Genomic DNA, 13,008 nt, shown 5'->3' on the forward strand with positions numbered 1-13,008 from the left:
CGACGTCAGGCCGCCGTGCCGACGAGGGGCACCTCGCCCCAGGGCTCGCCCTCGGGCCAGGCGATCGACTCGACCGCGGCCCTCGCCATCTCGAGGGTGAGGTCCCACCGGCCGCAGATCGACGCCCACGGCGGCGGGAAGGCCGCGGCGTCGTCGAGCAGCGCCGTGGCCAGGTCGCCGAGGCCCGCTCGAGCCGCCGCGCTGGCCGCGTCGGGCAGGGTGTCGGCGAGCCCGTGGACGACGCGGACGCGGTGCGCGAAGTCCATCTGCTCGATGTCGTCGAACGCCCCCCAGGCGCTCTCGATCTCGCGCCGCAGCCGGGTGATCTCCGCCGCGTCGAAACCTCGACGGTCGGCGCGTCCGGGTACCGCTCGTGCCATGTCAGCCCCCCTCAGAGCATGGCCACGGATCGGGTACCCGCGGCCGGGCGTCGGCAGCGATGCCGATGCAGGCGAACATACCATCCGGTACGGTCCGGGCTCCAGGCCCGCCGATCACGAGTCGGTCACGGCGGTCGGCGGCCGTCACGACGCGTCTCGGGCCCACCTGTCCCCCGAAGGCTGAGCCGCCGCCCGGGCCCGCGGTCTACCGTCCACGACGCACCCTCCGGTGCGACGACTCCGCACGACACCCACGACGAACGGGAGACAACATGTTCCAGGGAACCGACCAACTCCGCGACAACATGCAGAAGGTCCTCGTCGACCTCATCGAACTGCACGTCCAGGGCAAGCAGGCGCACTGGAACCTGCTCGGCTCGAACTTCCGCGACCTGCACCTGCAGCTCGACGAGATCGTCGACGCCGCCCGCGGCTTCTCGGACGAGGTCGCCGAGCGCATGCGCGCGGTCTACCTCGTGCCCGACGGCCGCACCTCGACCGTCACCCGCGAGACCAGCCTGCCCGAGTTCCCCGCGGGCCCGGTCGAGACGAACGCCGTCGTCGACCTGATCGTCGACCGCATGTACGCCGTCACGGGCACGATGCGCACCGTCCACGACGACGTCGACGACGAGGACCCCACGACGGCCGACATCCTGCACAGCATCCTCGAGCGCCTCGAGCAGCTGGCCTGGATGACCGGTGCCGAGAACCGCCACCCCGAGCAGGACGCCCGCCAGGACGCCACGCGTCAGCGTGACGAGGACGCGATGGCCGAGGGCCTCGACCGCGTCGGCGCCGTCGCCAACTGACCCCACCACCTCAGCAGGGCACCGTCCGAGGCCGCGCGATCCGCGCCTCCCGGGCGGTGCCCTCTTTCGTCGAAGGGACGACCCCATGACCGAATCGTTCGACCACGTCATCGTGGGCGGCGGCATGACCGCCGACGCCGCCGCGAAGGCGATCCACGAGACCACCCCCGACGCGTCCGTGCTGATCGTCAGTGCCGACGTCGACGCGCCGTACACGCGCCCCGCGCTGTCGAAGAAGCTCTGGACCGACCCCGAGTACACCGAGGCCGACAACGACCTCGGCACGGTGTCCGACTCGGGTGCCGAGCTCCGCCTGCGCACCCTCGTCGAGTCGATCGACCGCGAGGCGCGCACGGTCACCACGAGCGACGGCGACGTCATCGGCTACGGAGCCCTGCTCCTCGCCACCGGCGGCAGCCCCACGGCCCTCGACCTGCCCGACGACGAGCGCGTCGTGTACTTCCGCACGGCCGAGGACTACCGGCGGCTGCGGTCGCTCTCGGGCTCGGGCCGCCACGTCGCCGTCGTGGGCGGGAGCTACATCGGCACCGAGCTCGCCGCGGCGCTCGTGCAGAACGACACCCGCGTGACCCTGGTCTTCCCCGACGACGTGCTCGGCGGTTCGGTCTTCCCGCCGTCGATCGCGTCGACGTTCGAGAAGGCCTTCGAGGAGGCGCGGGTCGAGCTGGCCCGCGGACGTCGCGTCGAGGGCGGCACGGCCGACGACGCCGGCGTGCACCTCCGGCTCGACGACGGGTCGACCCTGGACGCCGACGCGGTCGTCGTCGGCCTCGGCATCTCGGTGGACGACCACCTCGCCGCCGACTCGGGCCTGGCGACCGACGACGGCATCGTCGTCGACGAGCACCTGCGGACGAGCGACCCGAACGTGTTCGCCGCCGGCGACGTCGCGTCGTACCCGGACGCGATCCTCGGCCGCCGCCGCGTCGAGCACGTCGACAACGCCAAGTCGCAGGGCCCCGTCGTCGGTCGCAACATGACCGGCGCCGACGAGGTCTACGACCACACGCCGTACTACTACTCGAAGGTGTTCGACATCTCGTACGAGGCCGTCGGCACGCTCGACGCGTCGCTCGAGACGGTCGTCGACGAGAAGGACGGCGACCGCGCGGTCGCCTACTACCTCGGCGACGGCGGGACGGTCGAGGGCGTGCTGCTCTGGAACGTCGAGGAGGCCCGGGACGCCGCCCGGGAGGTCATCGCCGCCGGCGCCGTGCCGCGTGACGAGCTGGCCGGGCGCATCTGAGGCCCTTCCGCCACCGACGCGACGACGCCCGTCCGATCACGAGATCGGGCGGGCGTCGTCCTGTCTGCCGTCGGCCGACGTCGTCCGGGGTGTGGGCCCCGGACGGCGTCACCTCACCCGAACAGGAACGGCGGTCGGGCGGCCCGGTCGAGCTCGAGGGCGAAGATGCCGCCGCTGAGCGGGAACTCCTCGAGCTGCTCGTCGCTCAGCCCCTCACGGGCCGACAGGACGAACAGCGTCCGCAGGTCGTCGCCGCCGAACCCGATGCCGGTGAGGTTCGGCACGGGGAAGGCGATCTCGTCGACGAGGCCGCCCTCGGCGTCGAGGTGCACGACCGTCCCCTCACCGTAGATGGCCCCCCAGAACTCGCCGCGCTCGTCGCGGGCCAGGCCGTCGTGGGCGCCCTGCGACGAGAACGGGACGAGCTCGCCCAGGGTCCCCTCGGCGTCCCACGACGCCCGGTAGATCGTGTCGTCACCGGTGTCGGCCAGGTAGATCTCACTGCCGTCGTCGTTCCACTCGAAGCCGTTCGTCGTCGCGAAGTCGTCACGCAGCTGCGTGAGCGTGCCGTCGGGTGCGACGCGGTAGAGGCCGGCGACCGGGCTGCCCTCGGGGTCGGTGGCCCCGACGACGAAGGCGCCGAACGGGTCGCACTTGCCCTCGTTCAGCCGCAGCCGGTCGTCGGCGTGGTCGACCGTGGCGATCGTCCGCTGATCGGTGCCGTCGTCGCGCATGACGACGACCGTGTCGTCGAGGGCCGCGATCAGGCCCCCGCCGCGGCGTCGCTGGAAGCTCGGCAGGGGCGGGTCGACGAGGACCGTCGTGTCGCGCGTGCCGTCGGCCGAGGTGCGGTGCAGCAGGCCGTTCGTGATGTCGGTCCAGACGAGCTCGTGGGCGTCGACGTCCCAGACGGGGCTCTCGCCGAGCGTGGCCCTGGCGTCGAGGAAGAGTCGGGGTTCGGACGTGGTTCCGGTCGGTAGGGACATCGCACTGGTCTACGCGCCCGGCATGTCCACCGGCTCCACGCCTCGCCCACAGGGGTACGGCGACCTCCCCCGCCACACAGAACACTGCGAGGGACGGACACCGGGAGGCGCGACGGGCCACCGTAGGACGGGTGACGGACACCCTCGAGACCCCAGACGACACCCAGGCCGACCACCACGGCGCGACGATCGGCGCCGCCGGTGAGTGGCACCGGCCCGACCCGCGCGACGACGGGTACGTGCCGCTGCGGTCGTACGGCGCCATCGGCGACGGACGCACGGTGGCCCTCATCGCCCGCGACGGCCAGATCGACTGGCTGCCCATGCCCGACATGGACAGCGACCCCGTCTTCTCGGGCATCGTCGACGCGGGCAAGGGCGGGCGCATCGAACTGCGCCCCGTCGACGACGACTTCGAGGTGCAGCGCGAGTACGTCGAGAACACGAACGTCCTCGTCACGCGGTTCCGCACCTCCTCGGGCGTGGTGCAGATCACCGACGCCCTGGTCACGGGCATCGCCGGGCGCCTCCCCTGGGCCGAACTCGCCCGACGCGTCGAGGGCGTCACGGGCTCGGTCGACATGCGCTGGGCCGTGATCCCCGGCAACACCTTCGGCACGCACCCGATCCGCCGGGTCGAGACCCTGCACGGCCCCGTGCTGCGCGCCGCCGACATCAACCTCGCGCTCGTCGGCTTCGACCACGGCCGACTCGACTCGATCGAGCCGGGCGACGGCGAGTCGCACGGTGGGCCGCACCGGTTCTGGGGCGAGTTCACGACGCACGAGGGGTCGCGCTCGCTGATCTGCCTGTGCGGCGTCGAGGACGAGCCGCTGCACCTGCCCGACCCGCACGTGGTCGACCAGGGCATCGACCGCACGGTGCGCAACTGGCAGACCTGGTCGGACGAGTTCAACTGGGACGGCCCGTGGTCCGACGCCGTGCAGCGCAGCGCCCTGGCACTCAAGCTGCTGATCTTCAGCCCCACGGGCGCGATCGCCGCGGCGGCGACCGCCGCCCTGCCCGAGAACTTCACGGGCGACAAGAACTGGGACTACCGCTTCGCCTGGGTCCGCGACCTGGCCTACACGGTCAACGCGCTGGTCCGCTTCGGCCTGCGCGAAGAGACTCAGGCGGCCGTGTCGTGGCTGCTGTCGGCACTGAAGGCCAACGGCCGCACGATGCACATCTTCTTGAACCTCGACGGGACGGTGCCGGACGGCACGCACGAGACGGGCTCCGAGGGCTGGCGGGGCATCGGCCCGGTCTACAAGGGCAACCCGGCGGGCGAGCAGCTGCAGCTCGGCACCTACGCCGACATCCTGGCGATCATGAGCCAGTACGCCGCCGACGGCAACATCCTCGACGAGTCGACCGGCGACCTGCTGGCCGGCTTCGCCGACGACGCCTGCCGTCGCTGGCAGGAGAAGGACTCGGGCATGTGGGAGCTCGGCGACGAGCAGCACTACGTCAGCAGCAAGATGGGCTGCTGGCAGGCCATCGACGCCGCCCTGCACCTCACCGAGGTCGGCCAGATGCACCCCGACCCCGACGACGTCGTGTTCTGGAAGAAGAACCGCGACCTGATCGTCGACTGGGTCGCCGAACACGGGTGGAACGACGAGATCGGCTCGTACGTCATGTACCCGGGCAGCGAGAAGCTCGACGCCTCGGTGCTGTTGCACGCCCCGAGCGGCTTCGACCGCGGCGAGCGCATGTCGAGAACCATCGACGCCATCCGGCGCGAACTCAGCGCCGGCCCTCTCGTGTTCCGCTACAGCGAGGTCGACCAGGAGGAAGGCACGTTCGTGGCCTGCGCCTTCTGGCTCGCCAGCGCACTGGCCTGCGTGGGCCGACAGGACGAGGCGGTCGAGCTGATGGACGAGCTCGTCCGGCAGCCGAACGACGTCGGCCTGCTGACCGAGATGATCAGCGCCGACGACGGACAGTTCCTCGGCAACCTGCCTCAGGGCCTCAGCCACCTCGCGCTCGTCAACGCGGCGATCACCATCGACGAGATGGGCCGCGAAGGCACGACCGACGACCTGGAGGGTCAGTGATGAACCGCGACGCGACGCCGCCCACGCCGGTGACGACCGACGACCTCTCCCTCGTCGACGCCTGGTGGCGGGCCGCGAACTACCTGACCGTCGGGCAGATCTACCTGATGGAGAACCCGCTGCTCTCGCGACCGGTGGCACGCGACGACGTCAAGCCGCGCCTCCTCGGCCACTGGGGCACGTCGCCCGCGTTGAGTTTCGTCTACGCCCACCTGAACCGGGTGATCCGCCGCGACGACCGTGACCTGCTGTACGTCTGCGGCCCGGGGCACGGCGGGCCGGCCATGGTCGCCAACACCTATCTCGAGGGCACCTACAGCGAGCTGTTCCCCGAGGTGTCGCAGGACGCCGCGGGGATGCAGAAGCTGTTCAAGCAGTTCTCGTTCCCCGGAGGCATCCCCTCGCACGCCGCTCCCGAGACCCCGGGCTCGATCAACGAGGGCGGAGAACTCGGTTACTCGCTGAGCCACGCCTACGGCGCCGTGCTCGACGACCCCGACCTGGTCGCAGTGTGCGTCATCGGCGACGGTGAGGCCGAGACCGGTCCGCTGGCGACGAGTTGGCACGCGAACAAGCTGCTCGACGCCCGGCACGACGGAGCCGTCCTGCCCATCCTGAACCTCAACGGGTACAAGATCGCCAACCCGACGGTGCTCTCGCGCATCCCCGAGTCCGAGCTGCTCGACCTCATGCGGGGCTACGGCTACGACCCGCTGGTGGTGGCGGGAGGCTTCGACGGCGAAGACCCGATGCGCGTGCACGAGCGCATGGCGACGACCCTCGACCACGCGTTCGCGCGCATCGACGAGCTGCAGCGAGCGGCCCGGACCGGCGACGGCACCGAGCGGCCACGCTGGCCGATGATCGTGCTCCGCACCCCGAAGGGCTGGACCGGCCCGAAGGTCGTCGACGGCGAGCGCATCGAAGGCACCTGGCGGGCCCACCAGGTGCCGCTCAGCGGCGTCCGCGACGACGACGCCCACCGCACGCAGCTGAACGACTGGATGCGCTCCTACCGGGCCGACGAACTCTTCGACGAGACGGGTCGACCCGTGGCGTGGCTCGACGGACTGCGGCCACGGGGCGCGAAGCGGATGAGCGCGATCCCGGCGTCGAACGGCGGCCTGGTCCGACGCGACCTGTCCCTGAGCGACTACCGGGCGCACGCGGTCGAGACGTCGGACGACCGGCGCACGCAGGCCGAGGCCACCCGCGTGCTCGGCCGGTGGCTCGCCGAGATCGTGCGCGACAACCCGTCGACCTTCCGGCTCTTCGGGCCGGACGAGACGGTGTCGAACCGGCTCGACGGCGTGTTCGACGTGACCGAACGGGTCTGGTCGGCCGACATCTGGCCCGAGGACGAACACGTCGCCCGCAGCGGTCGCGTCATGGAGGTCCTCAGCGAACACCTCCTGCAGGGCCTGATGGAGGGGTACCTGCTGACCGGGCGCCACGGCCTGCTCAACACCTACGAGGCGTTCGTGCACATCGTCGACTCGATGTTCAACCAGCACGCCAAGTGGCTCGAGAGCGCCGACGAGATCGAGTGGCGCGCGCCCATCTCGTCGTTCACCTATCTGCTCTCGTCGCACGTCTGGCGACAGGACCACAACGGGTTCTCCCATCAAGACCCCGGGTTCCTCGACGTCGTCGTCAACAAGCAGGCGCACCTCGTGCGCATCTACCTCGCGCCCGACGCCAACACGCTGCTCGCGGTGGCGGACCACGCCTTCCGCACGACCGACACCGTCAACGTCATCGTCGCCGGCAAGCAGGAGTCACCGGCCTGGCTGTCCCTGGCCGAAGCCGAGGAGCACGTCCGGCGCGGCGCCGGCATCTGGGAGTGGGCCGGCACCGAGGGCACGCCCGTCGACGGCGTCGACCCCGACGTCGTGCTGGCCTGCGCCGGCGACGTGCCGACCCTCGAGACGGTCGCGGCGGCCGACCTGTTGCGCCAGATGCTGCCGTCGCTGACCACCCGGGTGGTCAACGTCGTCGACCTGATGCGCCTGCAGGACGTCACCGAGCACTCGCACGGCCTCACGAGCGACGACTTCGACGCGCTCTTCACCACCTCGAAGCCGGTCGTCTTCGACTTCCACGGCTACCCGTCGCTCGTGCACCAACTGACCTACCGGCGCACGAACCACGACAACCTGCACGTGCGAGGGTTCCAGGAGAAGGGCACGACCACGACGCCCTTCGACATGGCCATGCTCAACGACATCGACCGGTACCGCCTGGTGCTCGACGTGCTGCACCGGGTGCCCGGGCTGGCCGACGAGAACCCCGAGCTGGTCGCCGACGTCGAGTCGCGACGCGAGGCCGCCCGGGCGTACGCCTACGAGCACGGCGAGGACCACCCGGACGTCACCGGCTGGCAGTTCGGGGCCTGAGGCGTGCGACAGGTCGCCGTCGCGGGCGTACGGTCGGGCGCATGACGCCGAAGGACGACACTCCCCCGCAGCTGAAGAACCCCGACATGTACGAGGCGCTCCGCGACGAGGGCGCCTCCAAAGAGAAGGCAGCGCGCATCTCGAACGCCGCCGCCCAGAAGGGCAACAGCGAGAAGAAGGTCGCGGCCAAGGGGGGCAAGGCCGGGTCGTACGACGACTGGACCGTCGACGACCTCAAGGCGAGAGCGAAGGAACTCGGCCTGACGGGCTACTCCGACCTGAAGAAGGCCGACCTGGTCGAGGCGCTCCGCGAGCACTGACCGTGTGGGTCGCCGTCCGCCGTGGGTATCCGCGCCTCAGGCGACGACCGGGCGGCGACTCGTCCGTCGAGCCGTCAACTGGCCTTCTTCTCGGGGGCCGCCCTCTTCTTCCGAGCGGACGACGCGGGCTCCTCCTTCGCGGCGGTCCCCGCGCCTCCTGAACGAGACGACGTCGTGGTCGACGACTTCGCCGCAGGCTTCTTCGCCGCACGCTTCTTCGCGGCAGGCTTCTTCGCGGCCGGCTCCTTCGCACCAGTGGAAGAGCCCGTCCCCGACGCGGCCGGCTTCTTCGCCGGCTTGCGGTGCCCGCCCGACCGGTTCTTCTCGACCGACTGACGCAGCGCATCCATCAGGTCGATGACCTCGCCGCCCTCACCGTCGTCGTCGTCCGGCTTCTCACCGAAGGTGGCGTCCGTGTCGATTGACTCGCCCTCCTCCAGCTTGGCGTCGATGAGCTGCCGCAGCTCCTCCTGGTAGTCGTCGCTGAAGTCGGCCGGCTCGAAGTCGTCGCTCAGCGAGTCGACGAGCGACGACGACATGTCGAGCTCCTTGTCCGTGATGCGGGTCTTCTTCTCGAGGGCGGGGAACCTCGCCTCGCGCACCTCGTCGTCCCACAACAGCGTCTGCAGCATGAGCACGTCGCCCCGCACGCGCAGGGCGGCGAGCCGGGTCTTCTGCCTCAGCGAGAAGTGCACGATCGCCGTGCGGTCCGTCTCCTCGAGGGTGCGGCGCAGCAGCACGTAAGCCTTCGGCGAGGTGCCGTCCGGCTCGAGGAAGTAGCTGCGGTCGAGCATGATCGGATCGATCTGGTCGCTCGGCACGAACTCGAGCACGTCGATCTCGCGCGAGCGCTCCTCGGGCAGCGACTTCAGGTCGTCGCCCGTGATGACCACGGTGCGGTCGCCGTCGTCGTAGGCCTTGTCGATGTGCTCGTAGTCGACGACCTTGCCGCAGATCTCGCACTTCCGTTGGTAGCGGATGCGCCCGCCGTCCGCGTCGTGCACCTGGTGCAGCGACACGTCGTGGTCCTCGGTGGCGCTGTACAGCTTGACGGGCACGTTGACGAGCCCGAACGTGATCGCGCCCTTCCAGATCGATCGCATGACACTCATCTTTCTCCGCGTGCGCTCCGAATGACCGTTCGCGGGGTACAGGCCCCGACCGCGGGAGGCGCGGTGCGGGCACCGTGGACGCATGAGCCAATACGACAAGAAGAACCCGGTCGACCTCTACCCCGCACCGCCGTTCCCGAAGCAGGAGCAGTCGTTGCCCGGCGAGGCGTGGAAGATGGACCCGAAGCCGGACCACGGCGAGACCAGCTACGTCGGCAAGGAGCGCCTCACCGGCTTCCGCGGCGTCGTCACCGGGGCGGACTCGGGCATCGGCCGTGCCGCCGCGATCGCGCTCAGCCGCGAGGGCGCGGACCTCGTGCTCAGCTACCTTCCCAGCGAGCAGAAGGACGCCGAAGAGGTGCGCGACCTGCTCGAGGGCGAGGGTCGCAAGGCCGTCCTCGTCCCCGGCGACATCTCGGACGAGCAGTACTGCCACGACCTGGTGCAGAAGGCCGTCGACGAGTTCGGCGGACTCGACACCCTCGTCATGGTCGCCGGCCGCATGAAGAGCAACGACGACATCCTCACGCTCACCACCGAGGACATCGACTCGACGATCAAGACCAACGTCTACTCGCTCTTCTGGCTGACCCAGGCCGCCATCCCCCACCTCGAGCCCGGTTCGTCGATCGTGACGACCGGGTCGGTGCAGGGCACGCAGCCCAGCCCCGACAAGATCGACTACGCCCTCACCAAGGGTGCGATCGGCGTCTTCACCTCGGGTCTCGCCCAGCAGCTCGCGCCCAAGGGCATCCGCGTCAACCAGGTCTCGCCCGGCCCGGTGTGGACTCCCCTGCAGCCCGGCTCCGACGACGCCGAGACGGTGTCGGAGTTCGGCGGCCAGGCGCCGTTCGGTCGTCCCGGTCAACCCGCCGAACTGGCCGCGGCCTACGTGCACCTCGTGAGCCCCGAGTCGAGCTACACCTCGGGCGCGACCATCACGATCGCCGGAGCGATGCCCGCGGTCTGACCCGCGCCTCCTCGGCTCGGTCGTCCTGACGACACCCCGGCCCGTCGTCCGGCTCGCGCGGGGCGGCGGGCCGCGGTCGTCCCCGTGGCCGAGAGGCGGTGACGAGACCCGGCGAGGACGAGACCCGGGTAGAACGAGAAGCACACGAGGCAGGGAGGCGCGCGATGGCGGGCAAGGGACGCGGCGAGACCGTCGAGGTGGGCGGGCACCGGCTGCAGCTGACGAACCTCGACAAGGTGCTCTACCCCGATACGGGCACGACCAAGGCCGACGTGCTGGGCTACTACGCCGCCGTCGCCGAATGGATGCTGCCGCACGTCGAGGGCCGCCCGGCCACCCGCAAGCGCTGGGTCGACGGCGTCGACGGCCAGGTGTTCTTCGAGAAGAACCTGCCCGACTCGGCACCCGACTGGGTCGCCCGGCACACCATCGAGCACAAGGACCACGCGAACGTCTACCCGATGGTCAACGACCTGGCGACGCTCACCTGGCTGGCGCAGGTCGCCGCCCTCGAGGTGCACGTCCCGCAGTGGCGGTTCGGCCCGAAGGGGGCGCAACGCAACCCCGACCGGCTGGTGCTCGACCTCGACCCGGGTGAGGGCGTCGGCCTCGCCGAGTGCGTGGCCGTGGCGACGCTGCTGCGCCCGATCGTCGAGGGCATGGGGCTCGAGCTGATGCCCGTCACGAGCGGCAGCAAGGGCGTCCACCTCTACGCGCGGCTCGACGGGCGGCAGACGAGCGCCCAGGTCGGCGAGGTCGCCCACGAACTGGCCCGTGCGATGGAGGCCGACCACCCCGAGCTCGTCCTCAGCACGATGGGCAAGGCCGACCGCCGGGGCAAGGTGCTGCTCGACTGGTCGCAGAACAACGGCGCCAAGACGACGGTCGCGCCGTACTCGCTGCGGGGGCGGACCCGGCCGACCGTGGCGATGCCGCGCACCTGGCGCGAGCTCGCCTCGAAGACGCTCGTGCAGCTCGAGTACACCGACGTGCTCTCGCGTCTGAAGCGGCGTGGCGACCCCCTGGCCGACGTCTCCGCGCACGTGCCGGTGCCGCCGGGGGAACTGGGCGAGGACTTCCGCAACACGGAGGCCGCGGACCACGACCCGTCCGAGAAGACCCGGGACCGCCTCGAGGTCTACCGGTCGAAGCGGGACGCCTCGAAGACCGCCGAACCGGTGCCGGCCGGCGCACCCGCCTCGACCGACGGCACGAGCTTCGTCATCCAGGAGCACCACGCGAGCTCGTTGCACTGGGACTTCCGGCTCGAGCACGACGGCGTCCTCGTCAGCTGGGCGCTGCCCAAGGGCGAGCCCGACGATCCCGGCACCAACCACCTCGCCGTGCAGACCGAGGACCACCCGCTCGAGTACGGCACCTTCGAGGGCACCATCGCGAAGGGCGAGTACGGCGCCGGCGAGGTCACGATCTGGGACTCGGGCGAGTACGACCTCGAGAAGTGGCGCGACGGCAAGGAGGTCATCGTCGTGCTGCACGGCGAGCAGCGGGGCACGCGACGTGTGGCGCTGATCCACACCGGGCACGGCGGCGGACGGGCCGAGTCGAACTGGCTCATCCACCGCATGAAGGACGAGTCGGGTGACGGTGGCGGCCACGCGAGTGCGCACGCCGGGAGGTCGGACGTCGGCAAGTCCTCACGCACGTCGCGCACGGCCGACGGCTCCCCCGGGAAGGCGGGCCGCGCCTCCTCGGCTCGTGGCACGAAGGAGGAGATGCCCGCACCCGACCCGGTCGCCCCGATGCTGGCGACGACGGGCGACGCGCACGACGTCGCCGAGGGCGGGTGGGCGTTCGAGATGAAGTGGGACGGCATCCGCGCGGTGGCGGTCGTCCACGACGGCGCGGTCACGTTGACCAGCCGCAACGGCAACGACCTGACGCCGGCCTACCCCGAGCTGCAGGTGCTGGCCCAGCGGGTCGACGGCGACGGAGGCGCGGTGCTCGACGGCGAGATCGTGGCCGTCGACGAGAAGGGTCGCCCCGACTTCGGGTTGCTGCAGACCCGCATGGGGCTGACGCGGCCGCGCGACGTGGCCCGGGCCACCAAGGGTGCACCCGTCAAGCTGTTGCTCTTCGACGTCATGCGGGCCGAGGGGCGCTCGCTCGTGAAGGACGGGTACGACGACCGGCGCGAGGTGCTCGAGCGGATCATCGAGAGCGGCGGCGCGATCGACGTGCCCCCGGCGTTCGACGGCGACCTGGAGGCGGCGGTCGCGACCTCGAAGCGCCTCCGGCTCGAGGGCGTGGTCGCCAAGCGCCGCGACGCGACCTACAGCGCCGGCCGACGGTCGCGGGCCTGGATCAAGATGAAGCACCACCAGACGCAGGAGGTCGTGATCGCCGGCTGGCGCCCCGGGGCCGGTCGACGGGCGGACGGCGTCGGCTCGCTGCTGATGGGCGTGCCCGGCGACGACGGGCTGCGCTACGTGGGCCGGGTCGGCACGGGGTTCACCGACCGCGAGCTCGACGAGCTGCTGCCGTCGTTGCGAGCGGCCGAGCGGAAGACCAGCCCGCTGGTCGGCGTGCCCGCGGTCGACGCGCGCGACGCGCACTGGGTCACCCCGTCGCGGGTGGGCGAGGTGTCGATCGCCGAGTGGACCGCGACCGGCCGGCTGCGGCAGCCGAGCTGGCGCGGGTGGCGCCCCGACAAGTCGCCGGGCGACGTCGTCCGCGAGGGGTGAGGA

Annotated in this window: 10 protein-coding genes; 7 read left to right on the forward strand and 3 right to left on the reverse strand. The window is 71.1% G+C overall.

Going from position 1 to position 13,008, the window contains the following annotated elements; all coding sequences use genetic code 11:
- Nucleotides 1-5: 5 nt before the first annotated feature.
- Nucleotides 6-380: a hypothetical protein gene (locus AC3CCI_RS01775; RefSeq protein ID WP_354593350.1), complete on the reverse strand. Its 375-nt coding sequence runs from the start codon at nt 378-380 to the stop codon at nt 6-8.
- Between the two features lie 272 nt (nt 381-652).
- Here AC3CCI_RS01775 and AC3CCI_RS01780 point away from each other — a divergent pair, with 272 nt between their 5' ends.
- Both AC3CCI_RS01780 and AC3CCI_RS01785 read left to right on the forward strand, forming a co-directional pair.
- A complete protein-coding gene (locus AC3CCI_RS01780) occupies nt 653-1,192 on the forward strand; it encodes a Dps family protein (RefSeq protein WP_488627922.1) in 540 nt (179 codons plus the stop codon).
- An 85-nt stretch (nt 1,193-1,277) separates the two neighbouring features.
- Entirely contained in the window at nt 1,278-2,459 is a 1,182-nt protein-coding gene (locus AC3CCI_RS01785) for an NAD(P)/FAD-dependent oxidoreductase (protein WP_488627923.1), read from the forward strand.
- Nucleotides 2,460-2,572: 113 nt separating this feature from the next.
- On the opposite strand, the gene AC3CCI_RS01790 is transcribed toward AC3CCI_RS01785, so the two are convergent.
- Nucleotides 2,573-3,445, reverse strand: a complete 873-nt coding sequence (locus AC3CCI_RS01790) for an SMP-30/gluconolactonase/LRE family protein (RefSeq protein ID WP_488627924.1) — start codon at nt 3,443-3,445, stop codon at nt 2,573-2,575.
- Between the two features lie 188 nt (nt 3,446-3,633).
- Between AC3CCI_RS01790 and AC3CCI_RS01795 the strand changes: the two genes are divergently transcribed.
- From AC3CCI_RS01795 to AC3CCI_RS01805, 3 genes are read left to right on the forward strand one after another with little or no spacing between them, the layout of a single operon-like run.
- Entirely contained in the window at nt 3,634-5,505 is a 1,872-nt protein-coding gene (locus AC3CCI_RS01795; protein ID WP_488628645.1) for a glycoside hydrolase family 15 protein, read from the forward strand.
- Complete coding sequence (locus tag AC3CCI_RS01800; RefSeq protein WP_488627925.1) at nt 5,505-7,901, forward strand: phosphoketolase family protein; 2,397 nt, start codon at nt 5,505-5,507, stop codon at nt 7,899-7,901. Before AC3CCI_RS01795 ends, AC3CCI_RS01800 begins: the two co-directional genes overlap by 1 nt.
- A 41-nt stretch (nt 7,902-7,942) precedes the next feature.
- Nucleotides 7,943-8,221, forward strand: coding sequence for a DUF7218 family protein (locus AC3CCI_RS01805; RefSeq protein ID WP_488627926.1), 279 nt, complete (start codon nt 7,943-7,945; stop codon nt 8,219-8,221).
- Nucleotides 8,222-8,295: 74 nt separating this feature from the next.
- On the opposite strand, the gene ku is transcribed toward AC3CCI_RS01805, so the two are convergent.
- Nucleotides 8,296-9,324, reverse strand: a complete 1,029-nt coding sequence (ku, locus tag AC3CCI_RS01810; protein WP_488627927.1) for a non-homologous end joining protein Ku — start codon at nt 9,322-9,324, stop codon at nt 8,296-8,298.
- 91 nt (nt 9,325-9,415) lie between these two features.
- Here ku and AC3CCI_RS01815 point away from each other — a divergent pair, with 91 nt between their 5' ends.
- Nucleotides 9,416-10,303: an SDR family oxidoreductase gene (locus tag AC3CCI_RS01815; protein WP_056262685.1), complete on the forward strand. Its 888-nt coding sequence runs from the start codon at nt 9,416-9,418 to the stop codon at nt 10,301-10,303.
- Between the two features lie 164 nt (nt 10,304-10,467).
- Nucleotides 10,468-13,005 carry an ATP-dependent DNA ligase gene (locus AC3CCI_RS01820; protein ID WP_488627928.1) on the forward strand — a complete coding sequence of 846 codons (2,538 nt, stop codon included), beginning with the start codon at nt 10,468-10,470 and terminating at the stop codon, nt 13,003-13,005.
- Nucleotides 13,006-13,008: the final 3 nt, after the last annotated feature.

It is taken from the genome of Frigoribacterium sp. CF331, assembly GCF_057787905.1.